The 16,394-nt window shown below is 62.6% G+C and carries 17 protein-coding genes, 1 other RNA gene and 1 pseudogene; 13 read left to right on the top strand and 6 right to left on the bottom strand.

Annotated features, from left to right (window positions below; translation table 11 throughout):
• Positions 1-17: 17 nt before the first annotated feature.
• The 3 genes from AC0L2P_RS21885 to AC0L2P_RS21875 all read right to left on the bottom strand — a co-directional run bounded on the left by AC0L2P_RS21885 (position 18) and on the right by AC0L2P_RS21875 (position 1,600).
• A complete protein-coding gene (locus AC0L2P_RS21885) occupies positions 18-221 on the bottom strand; it encodes a DUF4169 family protein (RefSeq protein ID WP_473503914.1) in 204 nt (67 codons plus the stop codon).
• Between the two features lie 18 nt (positions 222-239).
• Complete coding sequence (locus AC0L2P_RS21880) at positions 240-776, bottom strand: SspB family protein (protein ID WP_473503912.1); 537 nt, start codon at positions 774-776, stop codon at positions 240-242.
• A 134-nt stretch (positions 777-910) separates the two neighbouring features.
• Positions 911-1,600, bottom strand: a complete 690-nt coding sequence (locus AC0L2P_RS21875) for a TetR/AcrR family transcriptional regulator (protein ID WP_473503911.1) — start codon at positions 1,598-1,600, stop codon at positions 911-913.
• A 168-nt stretch (positions 1,601-1,768) separates the two neighbouring features.
• Between AC0L2P_RS21875 and AC0L2P_RS21870 the strand changes: the two genes are divergently transcribed.
• Both AC0L2P_RS21870 and AC0L2P_RS21865 read left to right on the top strand, forming a co-directional pair.
• Positions 1,769-2,974, top strand: coding sequence for a multidrug effflux MFS transporter (locus tag AC0L2P_RS21870; RefSeq protein ID WP_473503909.1), 1,206 nt, complete (start codon positions 1,769-1,771; stop codon positions 2,972-2,974).
• Positions 2,975-3,067: 93 nt separating this feature from the next.
• A pseudogene (locus tag AC0L2P_RS21865) lies at positions 3,068-3,889 on the top strand (LysR family transcriptional regulator); the annotation flags it as partial.
• Between the two features lie 66 nt (positions 3,890-3,955).
• Here AC0L2P_RS21865 and AC0L2P_RS21860 read toward each other — a convergent pair.
• Together AC0L2P_RS21860 and ssrA are read right to left on the bottom strand one after the other, a co-directional pair.
• A complete protein-coding gene (locus AC0L2P_RS21860) occupies positions 3,956-4,696 on the bottom strand; it encodes an SDR family oxidoreductase (RefSeq protein WP_473503907.1) in 741 nt (246 codons plus the stop codon).
• A gap of 274 nt (positions 4,697-4,970) precedes the next feature.
• Positions 4,971-5,326, bottom strand: a transfer-messenger RNA (tmRNA) gene (gene ssrA / locus AC0L2P_RS21855).
• A gap of 161 nt (positions 5,327-5,487) precedes the next feature.
• On the opposite strand from ssrA, the gene AC0L2P_RS21850 reads away from it, so the two are divergent.
• The 6 genes from AC0L2P_RS21850 to AC0L2P_RS21825 all read left to right on the top strand — a co-directional run bounded on the left by AC0L2P_RS21850 (position 5,488) and on the right by AC0L2P_RS21825 (position 9,992).
• Positions 5,488-5,799, top strand: a complete 312-nt coding sequence (locus tag AC0L2P_RS21850) for a DUF2853 family protein (protein ID WP_473503905.1) — start codon at positions 5,488-5,490, stop codon at positions 5,797-5,799.
• Positions 5,800-5,909: 110 nt separating this feature from the next.
• A complete protein-coding gene (locus tag AC0L2P_RS21845) occupies positions 5,910-6,704 on the top strand; it encodes a thymidylate synthase (protein ID WP_473503903.1) in 795 nt (264 codons plus the stop codon).
• A 244-nt stretch (positions 6,705-6,948) separates the two neighbouring features.
• On the top strand, positions 6,949-7,740 hold the full coding sequence (modA, locus tag AC0L2P_RS21840) for a molybdate ABC transporter substrate-binding protein (protein WP_473503901.1): 792 nt from the start codon (positions 6,949-6,951) through the stop codon (positions 7,738-7,740).
• 15 nt (positions 7,741-7,755) lie between these two features.
• Entirely contained in the window at positions 7,756-8,460 is a 705-nt protein-coding gene (gene modB / locus AC0L2P_RS21835) for a molybdate ABC transporter permease subunit (RefSeq protein ID WP_023676699.1), read from the top strand.
• Entirely contained in the window at positions 8,457-9,569 is a 1,113-nt protein-coding gene (gene modC / locus AC0L2P_RS21830) for a molybdenum ABC transporter ATP-binding protein (RefSeq protein WP_473503899.1), read from the top strand. The genes modB and modC overlap by 4 nt, the downstream gene beginning before the upstream one ends.
• 81 nt (positions 9,570-9,650) lie before the next feature.
• Positions 9,651-9,992 (top strand): winged helix-turn-helix domain-containing protein, encoded by a 342-nt coding sequence (locus tag AC0L2P_RS21825; RefSeq protein ID WP_023676697.1) that lies wholly within the window; start codon positions 9,651-9,653, stop codon positions 9,990-9,992.
• Between the two features lie 33 nt (positions 9,993-10,025).
• Here AC0L2P_RS21825 and cobF read toward each other — a convergent pair whose 3' ends face one another.
• Positions 10,026-10,799: a precorrin-6A synthase (deacetylating) gene (gene cobF / locus AC0L2P_RS21820; RefSeq protein ID WP_473503897.1), complete on the bottom strand. Its 774-nt coding sequence runs from the start codon at positions 10,797-10,799 to the stop codon at positions 10,026-10,028.
• Between the two features lie 141 nt (positions 10,800-10,940).
• On the opposite strand from cobF, the gene AC0L2P_RS21815 reads away from it, so the two are divergent.
• The 5 genes from AC0L2P_RS21815 to AC0L2P_RS21795 all read left to right on the top strand — a co-directional run bounded on the left by AC0L2P_RS21815 (position 10,941) and on the right by AC0L2P_RS21795 (position 16,355).
• Entirely contained in the window at positions 10,941-11,966 is a 1,026-nt protein-coding gene (locus AC0L2P_RS21815) for a DUF4424 domain-containing protein (RefSeq protein WP_473503896.1), read from the top strand.
• Positions 11,966-12,484: a dihydrofolate reductase gene (locus AC0L2P_RS21810; RefSeq protein WP_473503894.1), complete on the top strand. Its 519-nt coding sequence runs from the start codon at positions 11,966-11,968 to the stop codon at positions 12,482-12,484. Before AC0L2P_RS21815 ends, AC0L2P_RS21810 begins: the two co-directional genes overlap by 1 nt.
• A 160-nt stretch (positions 12,485-12,644) precedes the next feature.
• Positions 12,645-13,739, top strand: a complete 1,095-nt coding sequence (hflK, locus tag AC0L2P_RS21805; protein WP_473503892.1) for an FtsH protease activity modulator HflK — start codon at positions 12,645-12,647, stop codon at positions 13,737-13,739.
• Positions 13,739-14,692, top strand: coding sequence for a protease modulator HflC (hflC, locus tag AC0L2P_RS21800; protein WP_473503941.1), 954 nt, complete (start codon positions 13,739-13,741; stop codon positions 14,690-14,692). The genes hflK and hflC overlap by 1 nt, the downstream gene beginning before the upstream one ends.
• A gap of 145 nt (positions 14,693-14,837) precedes the next feature.
• Positions 14,838-16,355 (top strand): DegQ family serine endoprotease, encoded by a 1,518-nt coding sequence (locus AC0L2P_RS21795; RefSeq protein WP_473503890.1) that lies wholly within the window; start codon positions 14,838-14,840, stop codon positions 16,353-16,355.
• The last annotated feature ends 39 nt before the right edge of the window (positions 16,356-16,394 follow it).

The following is a 16,394-nucleotide window of genomic DNA, read 5'->3' as shown; positions in this document are numbered from 1 at the left end:
ACGATCCTATTCACACTTCAAGCATCGGATTTGTCCGAATCGGCCGATTTTTCGCGGCGATGGCCGGCAACGAATTTGTCGGCCTTGTCGGCGATCAGGCGGTCGCGATCCCGGCTGGTTTTCGAACGGCCATTCAGCGCCCGGTTCTGTTCGGCCAGGCGCTCCTTCTCGGCTCGCGCCTTCTGCTTGCGTGCCTGACGGAGATTGACGATCTCGGCCATGTCACGCCGCCCGTCGGGTCACTTCTTGCGGAAGGCGTCGAGCGACACCACGTCGGCGCCCTTGGCGCCGGCGTCGGCCGCGGCAGGCTTCTTTTCCGCCTCGGCGGTTTTCTTCTTGGTCTCGGGCTTTTTCTCGGCGACGATGGCCAGCGGCTCGGGAGCAGGCTTGGCCTTTGTCTCCTGTTCCGCCGGGATATCCGTCTTGACGTCGAATTCGAGCTCGAAGTTGACGGACGGGTCGTAAAAGCCGCGCACGGCCGAGAACGGGATTTCCAGTTTTTCCGGCACGTCGGAAAACGACAGCCCGACCTCGAAACCGGTGTCGCTCACCTTCAGGTCCCAATACTGAAACTGGATGACGATGGTCATCTGTTCGGGATAGCGTTCGCGCAGCCGCGAAGACACGCGCACGCCCGGCGCGCCGGTGAGAAAGGTTATGAAGAAGTGATGGTTGCCCGGGAGACCGGTGCGCGCGACCTCGGCCAGGACCTTGCGCATGACGCCGCGCAACGCCTCCTGGGCCAGAATGTCGTAGCGGATGTGGTCGTCGGCCATGTGGCTGTCGGGTTCCGTTGAATCGTGCTGATAGCTGTAATCAAGCTTGAGCGCGGCGTAAACCGGATATAGATCGCCGGCGTGCGGAAGCGAAGCCCATTGGCGACGATTTGATCGTCAAGCGGCTTTGATAGTCAAGCGTTGGCGAGCGCGCCCTGTTTGCTTGCCCGGGCCACAGGCTGCCGCTTGCCGACGGCGCGCAGGAAGGTGCGCACGCCATTTGTCGCCGATTGCACCACCTCGTCCTCGGTCGGTGTGCCGCCGAGCATAAATGTCGTCTGCAACTCGGCATTGGCGAGCGCCATGAACTGGCGCGCTGCGACATCGGGATCGTCGATATCAAGGAAGCCGGCATGAGCGAGGCGGGCGAAGCGGGCGGCGATCGCCGGCCATGTCCTGCCCGGTCCTTCTTCGCGCCATTCGGCGAACAACTCGGGATAGCGCCCGCCCTCGGTCTGGATCAGCTTGCGCAGGAATTTGCCGTCGCGGTTGCAGATGCAGTTGTGGTTCATCCGCACAGCAAAGGCGATGAGGTCGGCCTCGAGATCCTTCGGCTGATCGGGAAAAGTGGAAATCGTGGCAAAGATGCCGGCATTGCAACGTTCGGTGAGGTCGCGAACGATGGCAACGAAGAGTTTTTCCTTGTCGCCGTGATGATTGTAGATTGTCTGCCGGGAGACGCCGGCCTCGGCGGCAATCATGTCGATATTGGCGCCGGCGAAGCTTTCGCGGCAGAAGACCGAAGCGGCGGCGTCGACAATCGACATGCGCTTGGCCTCATGGCCGCGCGGCGGGAAAATGTCAGGAGAAACGTTGAGCTTCATGCAAAACTATATAGAGGTGGTTGACGAATTAGACAAGCCTGTCTAAATTTGTGGACGTACACGAAGGGGATTTCGGTCCGCAGAAGAGTCGGAACGCCACGGGATGGAACGTCCTAGGGTTACACGCCGGTTCTCGGCGGCAACCAGCATTCGAAAGAGCCTGCTATCATGAACGCCAAATTCCTCCGCATTGCGGTCGTGCTCGGCCTATTGTCGGCGATCGGCCCATTTGCCATCGACATGTATCTTCCGGCCCTGCCGTCAATCGGCGAGGATCTGCATGCTGGCACTGCCGCGGTGCAGATGAGCCTGCTGATCTTCTTTCTCTCCATGGGCTTCGGCCAGATCGTCGTCGGACCGATCTCCGACATGGTCGGCCGCAAGCTGCCGCTCTACGGCGGCCTGGCGCTGTTCATGGTCGGCGGCGTCGGCTCTGCGCTGGCTCCCTCGATCGAATGGCTGATCGCCTTCCGCTTCCTGCAAGGGCTTGGCGCCAGCGCCGGCATGGCCGTGCCGCGCGCGATCGTGCGCGACCTGCATACCGGCACCGAGGCCGCCAAGCTGATGTCGCTGCTGATGCTGGTGTTTTCGGTGTCGCCGATACTGGCGCCGCTGACCGGTAGCCAGATCATCGAGAATTTCGGCTGGCGCGCCGTGTTCTGGACGGTGACGGGCGCGGCCGTGCTCGCCACCATCCTGCTGGCCACCTCGCTCAACGAGACGCGGCCGGTCGAGGAGCGCGCCGGTTCGTCCTTCGGGACGGCGCTTTCCGGCTACCGCTTCCTGATGGGCGACCGCAACTTCCTTGGTCTGACGGCCATCGCCGGCTTCGGCATTGCGAGCTTCTTCGTCTATCTGTCGAGCTCGTCCTTCATCCTGATCGACCATTATGGCCTGTCGCCTTCGGTCTACAGCGTGTTCTTCTCGATCAATGCGGTTGCCTTTATCGGCATGTCGCAGCTGACAGGGTTGCTATCGGAGCGGTTCGGGCTGCAGCGCGTGGTGCGCGTCGCAGTGACCGGCTATGCGACGACGATGGTGGTGCTGTTCGCGGTGATGGCATCGGGTGTCGACCGGCTTGATGCGATGGCGGCACTGCTGTTCATCGGCTACGGCTTTCTCGGCCTGGTCATCCCGACGACGTCGGTGCTGGCCATGGAAGAGCATGGCGAGATCGCCGGCACGGCGTCGGCGCTGATGGGCACGTTGCACTTCGCGATCGGCGCGGTCGCCATGGGCGTCGCCGGGGTGTTTTTCGACGGCACGCCGCTGCCGATGGTGGCGGGCATCACGCTCTGCGCGGCGGTCTCATTCACGCTGGCCAAAATAACGCTCGGCCGCAGCCGGAACGTTGCGGAAGCGCCGGCGGAATAAGCTTCACTATCGAGACAAAAAGGCCGGGCGACGTTCCCGGCCTTTTCACGTTTGCGGTCCCGGTTCAAAGCAGCCTATGCTAGGGTTCAGGACATGCAGCTTCGACATCTCAAGACCTTTGTGGCGGTCGCCACCACCTTGAACATCACGCGCGCCTCCGAGCGGGTTCATCTTGCCCAATCGAGCGTGACCGAACAGATCCAGGCGCTGGAAGCCGATCTGGGCACATCGCTGTTCGACAGGTCACGGCGTGGCTTGAAGCTGACGGCGGCGGGACAGTGCCTGCTGGACTACGCAACCGATCTCCTCGACCTCGCGGACGAAGCCCGTTCCGCTGTCGCCGACGCGAGCGGCACGGTTGCCGGTCGCCTGACTGTCGGCGGCCTGGAGACGCTTTGCGCGACACGCTTGCCAGCTCTGCTGGGGGAATTCCATCGGCGCCATCCCGATGTGGAGCTGAACCTCAAAGCGGACGATAGCAGTGGGTTGCGCGCCGGTGCGGCCAGCGGGGCGCTGGACGTATCTTTCCATTTCGGAGCCGTACCGGCGGCGGCGCCGGAGCTGCGAAGCGAGCAGGTAGCGGAGGAAGAACTCGTCATGATAATGCCGGCAAATCATCGGTTGGCTGGACATTCTGACATAACGCCGGACGATCTGGCTGACGAGGCCTTCCTCGTCACCCCGCCCGGTTGCGTCTATCGACGGATGTTCGACGAAACGTTTGCCGCAACCTTGCCTGACCGTCCAAAACTCGTCGGCGAATTCGCCAGCATGGGCGCGATACGGAGCCTTGTTGCAGGGGGTCTTGGATGCGCGCTGGTCCCGCGTCTCGTGGCTTCCGCGGCTGACGCCAATATCGTCGTGCTGCCTTGGGTCGGAAGCACCCCGGTGACGCCGGTCACCATGGCGTGGCGCCACCGGCGCATTCAAGCGCCGGTCTTGCGGCTGTTCCTCGCAACGGTTCGCGAGGTCTGGCCGTCACTAGACCAGCCGCTGGCCACCATCGACATGAAGCACGGTTCCGGTGATGAAGCCGTTATGCATCAGGGACGTGATGGCTTGGGCGACGTCGGCTGCCTGGCCGATCCGGCCGACGAGCAGACGCTTTGCCATGGCGTCCAGCGCGGCGGTCTTTCCGCTGCCGACGACGGCATCCCAAATCGGCGTATCGACCCAGCCGGGCGAAACGACGTTGACGCGGATCGGCGCCAGTTCGACGGCAAGCGCGTAGGCGAGTGAGCCAAGTGCCCCATTGACGGCCGCCACCACCGAGCCTTTCGCCGCCGGACGATAGGCGGCGATGCCCGAGGTCAGCGTGATCGATCCCCCGGGCGTCAGACGTGGCGCGCCATGTTTGGCAAGAAGAAGCGGCGCGACCACTTTGGAATCCATCACGTTCCGCGCCACCGAGATGTCCATCTCGGGAAGCAGCACATAGACGCCGGTGACGTCGGCGGCGGTCGAGACGATGTGGTCGAGCGTACCGACGTCCTGGAACAGGCGTTGGACCTCGTCCTCGCTTGTGACGTCGGCTGCGATCGTCCTCAGCCTTTCCGAATGAGGCAAGCGCTGCCGTGCGGCCGACAACCGCTCCTCGGAGCGGCCGACGATCGTAACCTTGGCGCCGGCGGCAAGCCGCTGTTCGGCAAGCGACAGCCCCATGCCGGAACTGCCGCCAACGATCAGGATGCGTTCGGGTTTTGGTGTGGTTTCCTGGTTCATCTTATCTCCATCAGGTAGCTCGCCGGGCATGACCACACGCGGCGAGAAACTGAGGCCTTGTCCCGCAAAGGCATGAGAGAAGGGAAACGGGAAGATACGAATGCTGCCATCGGAGGTTCCGATGATGGGAAGCCTGGCAGCAGAAGGTTTAGGCGGAATGCCGCTCAAGTGTTCTCGGGATTGCTGCCGCGCGATAGGCCCGGCGCAGTTGCAAACAATCAGCGCCGCCGGATGCGGTTCAGGCAGCGGCGAAGAAAGTGTGATGAGGGAGAGAAATGGAGGTTTCTGTTGCCAGGTACCTCCGAACCCCGCCTAGAAGTGCGAACCACTAGGGCTTGAATTGAAGCTATCGCACCGCTTACGCGGCGAGACGTGCTTCCGCATAGTTGTCGTTGGCAACTATAAGTTTAGCCCGATAACGGTGGTACAATGCCGGGCAAAAGTACGATCTTTACACCTTCGTCGATCCTATTTCGCCCCCAGCAAAAGCCGCTCACGAGCAGCGGTTTTTGGTGGAGGCGCCGGGTACCGCCCCCGGGTCCGAACGGCTTATTTCATCGCCTGTTTATCGCCATAGTCGGTCGAGCCGACAAAGCGAATATAGGGATTGGCGGTGGAAAATGAAAGGCCGGAATGCCACTTTCGTCCGTGTCAGAGTGGATCATCGAGGGGTTGACTTGCAGCCGGTCTCAACCGAAGCTTTGTGGCGGTGAGGAGACCCAGCGCATACTTGCGGCAGCGCGCCACAATCCTCATCGAGCGGGCCCGTGGCGCCGACGAGGGGAAATTCGATGGCCGATTATCTCGCAGACGTAAAGAAATATGATGCGGCGGCGGATGCCGACGCGGTCGCCAAGATCGTCAAGCATCTGGGCATCGCGCTCAGGAACCGCGATTCCTCGCTGGTGTCCTGTACCGACCCGGAGGAACTGAAGCGCGTCCGGAACAGCTGGGTCGCCGGCAAGCTCGGCGTCACCGACGGCGCCAAGGCAGATGCGGCTATCGAAAAGACGTGCAAGGAGATGGCGGCCGACAACAGCAAGAGCCGGGTGACGTTCTACTATCTCGTCGCCAAGGATCTGGGCATGCTCGGCTCGCTCTGAGCCATCTCGCCGCCGTGTCGGTGGGCTCCGGTGGAATGGTTTCGCTTTGCTGTGTTCGGCCGACGGTCATTCGGCTATGATGGCTGACAACCCGAATCGGAACGAAGCCGATGCGCCAATATCTCGAGCTTCTGAAGCATGTGCTGGAAAACGGCGCTGATCGCGGCGACCGTACCGGCACCGGAACGCGCTCGCTGTTCGGCTATCAGATGCGCTTCGACCTGGCCCGCGGCTTTCCGGTCACCACCACCAAGAAGCTGCACCTGAAGTCGATCATCCACGAGCTTTTGTGGTTCCTGGCCGGCGACACCAACATCAAATATCTCAATGATCACGGCGTCTCGATCTGGGATGAGTGGGCCGACGAGAATGGCGATCTTGGCCCGGTCTATGGCAAACAGTGGCGGTCTTGGCCGGACGGCCATGGCGGCGCCATCGACCAGATTGCGAATCTTCTGAAGGAGATACGCAAAAATCCTAATTCGCGGCGGCTGATTGTTTTGGCGTGGAACCCGGCCGAGGTGGAGGCCATGGCGCTGCCGCCCTGCCACTGCCTGTTCCAGTTTTATGTTTCGGAAGGCAAGCTTTCCTGCCAGCTCTACCAGCGTTCGGGCGATATCTTTCTTGGTGTGCCGTTCAACATCGCCTCCTATGCGTTGCTGACGCTGATGGTGGCGCAGGTGACCGGACTGAAGCCCGGCGATTTCATCCACACGCTCGGCGATGCGCATCTTTACTCGAACCATTTCGAGCAGGCGCGCGAACAATTGCGGCGCACGCCCAAGGCGTTGCCGACGCTCTGGATCAATCCCGAGGTGAAGGATCTCTTTGCCTTCCGCTTCGAGGATTTCAGGCTCGAGAATTATTTCGCCGACGCGACGATCAAGGCGCCGATCGCGGTCTAGCACCATACCTGAGTGTCCATATCGAAATTGCCTACAGCGGCTAGGCCCTCGTTAGCCCGTGCCGCGGGTACTGATTTCATGTGATATTTCCTTTGGACTCGATACCGCTGTATCCCACGGCGGTTATCGCAGGCCGAGAAAGCCTCGGCTCAGAGTACCGTCTCCCGATAAAGAGCCTTTCCTTGTTATGTTCACACGGATATATCGATGGACGGCTTCGGCGATCCGAGACGAGGAGAGTTTCATGCTGGCGCTCAAAGGTTCGAGGACGATTGCCATCGCGGGTTTCGCGGCCATGCTGATGGCCGCGGTGCCGGCGGCCCATGCCGATGACAAGGTGGTCGTGTTTGCCGCGGCGAGCCTGAAGGACGGGCTTGACGCCGTCAACAAGGCCTGCGAGGCCGATATTGGTGAGGCGGCAACCATTTCCTACGCGGCGAGCTCGGCTCTGGCCAGGCAGATCGAAAGCGGTGCGCCGGCAGACGTGTTCATCTCGGCCGATCTCGACTGGATGAAATATCTTTCCGACAGGAAGCTGACCAAGCCCGAAACCGAAGTGAAACTGCTCGGTAACCAGATCGTGCTGGTTGCGCCGCGGGATTCCAAGGTCGAGACCAGGATCGAAAAGGGGTTCGATCTTGCCGGGCTGGTCGGTGACGGCAAACTTGCCATGGGCGATGTCAAGGCGGTGCCGGCCGGCAAATACGGCAAGGCGGCGCTCGAATCGCTCGGTGTCTGGTCTTTCGTCGAAGGCAAGGTGGCGCAGGCCGAGAATGTGCGCGCCGCTCTAAAACTGGTGTCGACAGGCGAGGCAGCACTCGGCATCGTCTATGCCACCGACGCACATGCCGAGCCCGGCGTGAAGGTGATCGGCACTTTTCCCGCGAGTACCCATCCGCCAATCATCTATCCGGTCGCCCAGCTTGCCGATTCGAAGGGCAAGGATACCCCGGCATTCCTGAAATGCCTGCAATCCGCCAAGGCTGGCGAACTCTTCAAGGCGCAAGGTTTTACCGTGCTTGCGCCGAGCAACTGACGAACGGCACCGCACATGAACTGGCTGCTGGATCTCGCTCCCGACGAATGGAATGCGGTCCGGCTGTCGATCAAGGTGGCGACCGTGGCGATGATTGCCAGCCTGCCGCCGGGCATTCTGATCGCCCTTGTGCTCGCCCGCGGCCAGTTCTGGGGCAAGACACTGCTCAACGGGCTGGTGCATCTGCCGCTGATCCTGCCGCCGGTGGTGACCGGCTATTTATTGCTTTTGACTTTCGGCAAGCGTGGTCCGGCCGGGGCCTTCCTGGCCGAGCATTTCGGCATCGTTTTTTCCTTTCGCTGGACGGGCGCCGCGCTCGCCTGCGGCGTAATGGGTTTTCCGCTGATGGTGCGGGCGATCCGGCTGTCGATCGAGGCCGTCGACCGCAAAATCGAGGCGGCCGCCGGCACGCTCGGCGCCAATCCGCTATGGGTATTCGGCACGATTACGCTGCCGCTGATCCTGCCCGGGCTGATCGCCGGTGCGATCCTCTCGTTCGCCAAGGCGATGGGCGAATTCGGCGCGACGATCACATTTGTCTCCAATATTCCGAACGAGACGCAGACGCTGCCGTCGGCGATCTACACGTTCACGCAGGTTCCCGGCGGCGACGCCGGCGCGCTCAGGCTGACGCTGATCTCGATCGTCATCTCGATGGCTGCACTTGTTGCCTCGGAAGTGCTGGCGCGGCGCGTCGGCCGGCGGATGGACATCGAATGACGGTTCAGGTCGACATCAGCCACCGGCTTGGCGATTTCGCCGTCAATGCCCGCTTCGAGAGTGCCGGGCGGCTGACCGCGCTGTTCGGGCCTTCCGGCTCCGGAAAAACGACGCTGATCAATTTGATTGCCGGGCTGATCCGCCCCGACAAAGGCCGTATCGCGGCCGAGGGCCGCGTGCTGGTCGATAGCGATGCCGGCCTGTTCGTGCCGAAGCACAAGCGGCGAATCGGCATGGTGTTCCAGGACGCGCGGCTGTTTCCGCATATGAGCGTGGCGAGCAATCTGCGCTATGGCCGTTGGTTCACGCCGGCTGCCGAGCGCTACGCGGACATCAATGGCGTGGTCGATCTGCTCGGCATCGGCCATTTGCTCGAACGACGGCCGGCAAAACTCTCCGGCGGCGAGAAGCAGCGCGTGGCAATCGGCAGGGCGCTGCTTGCCAGTCCGAAATTGCTGCTGATGGACGAGCCGCTGGCATCGCTCGACGAGGCGCGCAAGGCCGAGATCTTGCCATATATCGAGCGGCTGCGCGACGAGACGAAAATTCCGATCGTCTATGTCAGCCACTCGGTCGCCGAAGTGGCGCGGCTGGCGAGCGACGTCGTGGTGCTGATGCAGGGCAAGGTCGCTGCTTCCGGTCCAACCGGAGCGATCATGCAGCGTCTGGATCTATTGCCGGCCGAAGAGCGCGGCGAGGGCGGTGCCGTGCTGGATACCGCGGTTCTGCGCCACGACGAAACCTTTGGCATGACGGTGCTAGGCTCATTGGCGGGCGAGATCAGGGTGCCGCTTCTGGCAACGCCGGTCGGTGCGCCGGTGCGCGTCCGCATCCGTGCCCGCGACGTGATGATCGCCACCGAGCAGCCGGTTGGCCTCAGCGCGCTCAACATACTGCCGGGTACGATTGTGGCGATAGAGCCGGGCGAAGGGCCTACGGTCGAGATCGGCATCGACTGCAATGGCGCAACCGTGCTTGCCCGCATCACCGAACAGTCGCGGCAGACGCTGGGGCTCCAGCTTGGTCGAAAGGTCTTCGCCGTGGTCAAGACAGTTAGCTTCGACCGGGCAAATACCGGCGCCGGCTTGCCGGCCGAGGCGGATGGGTAAACGGCCGATGAGACGCTATATCGTTTTGGAATAGCGGTACTGATGGAGAACTTGTAGAACGGCGTGACCGCGGAGGAGCAAATGCCGTCGCTGAGTTTGCGGATAAATCTCGACCCAGATGGCCGCATCGGGCCGGGCAAGATCGAGCTTCTGGAACAGATCGCCGCCTTCGGCTCGATTTCGGCCGCGGCGCGCGGCATGGAAATGTCCTACAAGCACGCTTGGGATCTGGTCGAGGACATGAACCGGGTGTTCGGCAAGCCGCTGGTTGCGGCACAGACGGGCGGCAAGAAAGGCGGCGGCGCTCAGCTGACGTCGGTCGGGCTTGCGGTGGTCAGCCGCTTCCGCGCCATCGAGCGGGCTGCGTCTTCAGCAGCGGCGGCACATATGGAGGCGCTGCAGGCCGAGATCGATGCTGCGTGAGCTCGGCGGAATTCATGCCGCGCTCGATCCTTGCTACTCCTCAGGCTCGCCCGGCTTGCGCAGCAGATAGGTGTCCATGATCCAGCCTTTTTTCCGACGGGCTTCTTCACGGGTGTTCACAATCTTGTCGCCGACCTCGCCAATCCGGCCCGAGATGACGATCTCGTCGGGCGTGCCGAGATATGCGCCCCAGTGGACGGTGACGTCCTTGCCGTCCAGCGTGTTGAAGGCGCATTTGCCGTCCAGCATGACGATGGTGCTGCCAGCGTTTTCGGGCAGACCTTCCTCGGCGAGCCGGCGGCCGGTGGTGATCAAAATGGCGTCGCCGATGCGGTTCAATGCCATTTTGTGGCTGGCTGCGAGTGCCTGGATGGCGGTGATGCCGGGAATCACCTCCAGCTCGAACGCGACATTGCCTCTGAGGCGCACGCGCTCCAGGATACGCAGCGCGCTGTCGTAGAGCGAAGGATCGCCCCAGATCAGGAAGGCGCCGCAGCAATCTTCAGGGAGTTCGCTGCGGATCAGGCCTTCGTAGATCGCGGCGATCGTCTCGTGCCAGTCGTCGACGCTCGAGCGGTAGGAAGGCGCCGGTTCGGCGCGCACCGGCACCTCGAATTCGACACGGCGCGAGTTCCGATTAATGACGAAGCGGTCGCAGATCTGGCGGCGCAATTCGGCGAGATCGTTCTTCTTGGCGCCCTTGTCGGGAATGAACAGCACGTCGGCCCGATTGAGGCCGTTAATGGCCTGGACCGTCATGTGCTCCGGATTGCCGGCGCCGATGCCGATGACGAGAAGCTTGCGCATGGGCGAACTCCTGCCCGATCGCGACCGACGTGTCTAGACCGACACGACATGCCGGCAGGCGCCGGCGCATTTGCCGAAAGGCTTTGAAACGCCACATTGAACAGCTAGAGTCATGTTGGCGTTTTCGCCGGGGGAGTTTCCATGTTCCGTTACGTCCTGACCGCAGCCTTGGCGCTCTCGGCTACGCCTGCGCTCGCGAATGATTCGGTCGCCGAACTCGGCACTGGTGGGCTGATCCTGTCGCGCAGCGATGCGGTGGCGATGGAAAGCGAGGATCTCTACATCTCGCCGGAAAAGGTGACGGTCGATTATGTCTTCCGCAACAACACCGACAAGGATGTCGATGCGATCGTCGCCTTTCCGATGCCTGACATCGAAGGCGACCCCGAAGAAATACCGGCAATTCCGGAGGCGCAGAGCGACAATTTCCTTGGCTTCGAAGTGACGATCGACGGGGTGCCGGCAAAGCCACAGCTCGAGCAGAAGGTGTTCGCGCTCGGCATCGATATCGGCGCCGACCTGAAGGCGCAGGGTGTGCCGTTCTATCCGTTCGGCGATGCGGCCAAGGCAGCGTTGGCAAAGCTGCCGCAAGCGGTCGCCGACGATTGGGTCAACCGCGGCATCATCATCGAGGACACTGCCGACGACGGTTCGGGCATGAAGACCGTCTATACGCCGTTCTGGCAATTGCACTCGACTTATTGGTGGCGCTCGACCTTTCCGGCCAACAAGGCGGTCCATGTCTCGCATCGCTACAAGCCGAGCGTCGGTGGCACCTCCTCGGTCAGCTTCTTCTATGACGGTCAATTCCAGGGTCAGTATGCCGCCTACAAGACCCGCTACTGCATGGATGGCACGTTCGAGAATGCCGTGCGCAAGGCAGCCAAGGACGATCCCGACGGCTACCCCAACTATTTCGAGAACCGCATTGCCTATATCCTGATCACGGGGGGCAACTGGGCGTCGGGAAACATCGGCACGTTCAAGCTGACCGTCGACAAGGGCGATCCGAAGAACCTGGTCTCGTTTTGCGGCGAAAACCTCAGGAAGATCGGACCGACGACGTTCGAGATGAAGGCGCAGAACTTCTACCCCGAGCACGACATCGACATATTGCTGCTGGAGCCATCCGGCGACAGTGGTGGCGATGGCGGGAACGGCGGCTGATGGACCTCGCAATTTATGTCGCCATCGCCGAGAACGGCGTGATCGGGCGCGAGGGTGGGTTGCCGTGGCGGCTTTCCACCGATCTCAAGCGGTTTAAAGCCGACACTATGGGCAAGCCCATCATCATGGGCCGTAAGACCTATGAAGGCATCGGCCGGCCGTTGCCGGGCAGGTTCAACATCGTGGTGACACGAGACACGGCATGGCGCGCCGAGGGCGTCGAAGTCGCGCACTCGATCGAGGACGCAATCGCGCTGGCGACGGTGCGCGGGCGCTGCATCGCCGGCGCCGACGAGATCTGCGTCATCGGCGGCGGCGAGATCTACGCTCAGGCGCTGCCGTTGGCCGATCGGCTGCACGTGACCCATGTTTTGGCCGCGGTCGACGGCGACGCCCATTTCCCGCCGATCGATCCGGCGCTGTGGCGGATCGTCCGCTCGCAGGAGGTGGAGGCTGGTGAGAAGGACAGCCATGCGACACGCTATTCGGTTTACGAGCGGCGCCGCGACGTGCATTGAAGACGACAAAGCGTCGCGACAGGTCTAAATGGACCCGAAGGCGGACTGTGACGGCAGCCGATCGCGTTGAAAGCGTGCCGTTGCATCCCTATAGAAGAATAATATTGGATTTTGCGCCGGTGAGCCGGCGCTTGAGGGAATTCCAAGCGAAAGGACGTTCATGCCCTGGAACGACAAGAGCGGCGGCGGCGGCCCGTGGGGCGGCGGCAACAATCAGGGGCCTTGGGGTCAGGGACCAAAAGGACCCAGCGGCCCGCAGGGCTCGCCTCCCGATCTCGAGGATATCATCCGGCGCGGGCAGGACAGGTTGCGGCGCGCATTGCCGGGCGGCGGTGGCCCGAGCCCGGCCGTATTCGGGCTGATTGCTGCGGTGCTGGTGGTGCTATGGGCGTTCAAGGCGGTCTACACCGTGCAGCCCGACGAAGTTGCGGTAGAACTCAGGTTCGGCAAGCCGAAGGCGGAGCTCTCGCAGCCTGGCCTGCATTTCCACTGGTGGCCCATCGAAACGGTCGAGACCGCCAACATCGCCGAGCAGCTTGTCAGCATCGGTGGCGGCAATACCAGCGGCAATGGTCTGATGCTTTCCGGCGATCAGAACATCGTCAACGTGCAATTCTCCGTGGCCTATCAAGTTTCCGACCCTAAGGCCTATCTGTTCGACGTGTCCGACCCGGGCGGCATGCTGCAGCAGGTCGCCGAAAGCGCGATGCGTGAAGCGGTCGGCCGGCGCCCGGCGCAGGACATTTTCCGCGACGACCGGCAAGGCATTGCGGCGTCGGTGCGTGAGATTATCCAGACGACGCTGGACGGCTACAAGGCCGGCCTCAACGTCAACGCCATTTCGATCGAGGACGCCGCACCGCCGCGCGAGGTGGCGGACGCGTTCGACGAGGTGCAGCGGGCCGAACAGGACGAGGACAAATTCGTCGAGCAGGCCAATCAGTATTCCAACCAGAAGCTCGGCCAGGCGCGTGGCGCGGCCGCACAGATCCGCGAAGACGCGGCCGCCTACAAGAACCGGGTCGTGCAGGAGGCCGAAGGCGAGGCGCAGCGCTTCATCTCGGTCTATGACGAATATGCCAAGGCGCCGGAAGTGACGCGCAAGCGGCTTTACCTGGAAACGATGGAGAGGGTGCTGAAAGATTCGAGCAAGGTGATCGTCGAGCAGGGCAACGGGCAAGGGGTCGTTCCCTACCTGCCGCTGCCGGCATTGCAGCAGAAGGCGCCGGCACCGGCCACCGGAGGAAACCAGTGATAACCAACCGTCTTCCCGTCATTGCAGTGATCGCCGCGGTCATCCTTTTCCTGCTCTATTCGTCGGTCTTCGTCGTCAATGCGCGCCAGCAGGCGCTGGTGCTCAGGTTCGGCGAAATCGTCGACGTCAAGAACCAGCCGGGCATCTATTTCAAGGCGCCATTCTCCTTCTTCGATGCCGACACCGTGCAGCTGATCGAAAACAGGGTCCTGCGCTTCGATCTCGATAATATCCGCGTCCAGGTTTCCGGCGGCAAGTTCTATGAGGTCGATGCCTTTATCGCCTATCGTATCTCGGATCCGCGTGTGTTCCGCGCCGCAGTCTCTGGCCAGATCGAACTGGCGGAGGCCCGGCTGAGGACACGTCTCGACGCCGCTTTGCGCCGCGTCTACGGCCTGCGTGACTTCGAGGCGGCGCTATCGGAAGAGCGCGCCGTGATGATGCGCGAGGTGCGCGATCAGCTGAGGCCCGATGCCACCTCGCTTGGCCTGCAGATCGAGGATGTCCGCATCCGCCGCACCGATCTCACGGCCGAAGTCTCTCAGCAGACCTTTGACCGTATGAAGGCCGAACGTCTGGCCGAAGCCGAGCGGCTGAGGGCGCGAGGCAATGAGGCAGCGCAGCGGATCAGGGCTCGCGCCGATCGCGAAGTGGTCGAAATCGTCGCGGAAGCGCAAAAAGAGTCTGAAATCCTGCGCGGTGAAGGTGAAGCCCAGCGCAGCGCCACGTTTGCCGGGGCCTATCAGCGCGATCCGGCCTTCTTCGAATTCTATCGATCGATGAATGCCTATGGCGCTGCGCTGAACAGCACCGGAACGACGATGGTGCTGTCGCCGAATTCCGAGTTCTTCCGCTTTTTCCGCGACCCGGACAGCAAGGAAACGCCGGCGGCACCACCGGCAGCGCCGGCCGCTCCCGCCGCACCGGCGGCACAGCCAAGCACCGGCCAGTAGGGCCGGTGCAGGGGGGAGCCGGCGTAACGGAGGATTTATCCTCTGGCGGTAGCCGTAGCCGCAAACGTGCCTTATTTCTTGCCAACATGACGCAACGCGGCGTTTTTGCCGAAGCGCCTTTTTCAGAACACCCGGAGGCCTTTCGATGACATCCACCACCCTTCTGCGCGCAGCGAGGCGGACGTTCATCGCCGGGGCCGCTGCGCTTCTGGTCGGCGCCGTTGCCGTTCCGTGGTTCGTGACGCCGACAGTGGCAGCCGACGGGCCGCCCTCGGTCGCCGATCTCGCTGCCGGCCTGCTTGGCGCGGTGGTCAACATCTCGACGTCGCAGACGGTGAAGGGCACTGAGGGGCCGGGCGCAGTGCCGATGCCGCAGCTGCCGGAAGGCTCGCCCTTCCAGGACTTCTTCGACGATTTCTTCAAGAACCGTGGCGGCGACAAGGGCGGCGGCGGGCAAAAGGTGCAGTCGCTGGGCTCCGGCTTCGTGGTCGACGCCGAGCAGGGCATCGTAGTGACCAACAACCACGTCATTGCCGATGCCGATGACATCGAGGTGAATTTCTCCGACGGGGTGACGCTCAAGGCGACGCTGGTCGGCACCGATACCAAGACCGACGTCGCGGTGCTGAAGGTCGATCCGAAAGGGCACAAACTGACAGCCGTGAAGTTCGGCGATTCCAATAAGATGCGTGTCGGCGACTGGGTGATGGCGATCGGCAATCCATTCGGTCTCGGCGGCACGGTGACGGTCGGCATCGTCTCGGCGCGCAATCGCGACATCAATTCCGGCCCCTATGACGACTTCATCCAGACCGATGCCGCGATCAACCGCGGTAATTCCGGTGGACCGCTGTTCAACAGCAGCGGCGAGGTCATCGGCATCAACACGGCAATCATCTCGCCGTCCGGGGGCTCGATCGGCATCGGCTTCTCGATCCCATCGCAGCTTGCCTCGGGCGTAGTCGAGCAGCTTCGCCAGTTCGGCGAGACGCGGCGCGGCTGGCTCGGTGTGCGCATCCAGCCGGTGACCGACGACATTGCCGAAAGCCTGGGCATGGCGACCGCCAAGGGCGCGCTGGTTGCCGGCGTCATCAAGGGCGGGCCGGTCGACAACGGCACAATCCAGGCCGGCGACGTCATCATCAAGTTCGACGGCAAGGACATCCATGAAATGCGAGACCTGCCGCGCGTCGTGGCGGAAAGCCCGGTCGGCAAGGCCGTCGACGTGATCATCGTGCGCAAGGGCGTCGAGCAGACCGTCAAGGTGACGCTCGGCCGGCTCGAGGACGGGGAAAAGCTTGCCAGCGGTGGTGAAAACGGCAACACCGACCAGGACGACGCCGATAAGGCGCCTGCGGTCTCGACGGCTTCCGTGCTCGGCATGACGATCGGCGAGCTCAACGACGAGACGCGCACGAAGTTCGGCATCGCCGCGGATGTAGCCGGCGTCGTCGTGACCGACGTCTCCAAGGATTCGGCGGCGGCCGAACGTGGCATCCAGCCGGGGGAGGTGATCACCGAGATCGCGCAGGAATCGGTCGCAACGCCCAAGGACGTCATGGACCGGATCGGCGCGCTGAAGGAGCAAGGCCGCAAGAACGCGCTTTTGATGCTGGCGTCGAAGACCGGCGAGCTGCGTTTCGTGACGATCCGGATGGATTGAGTCCGGAAGAGCCTGCAACACTCGGATCTTGAAAGAAAA

Source organism: Mesorhizobium sp. WSM4836 (genome assembly GCF_055811815.1).
Note: the sequence above shows the minus strand (reverse complement) of the source record. Positions and strands in the feature narration are given on the sequence as shown.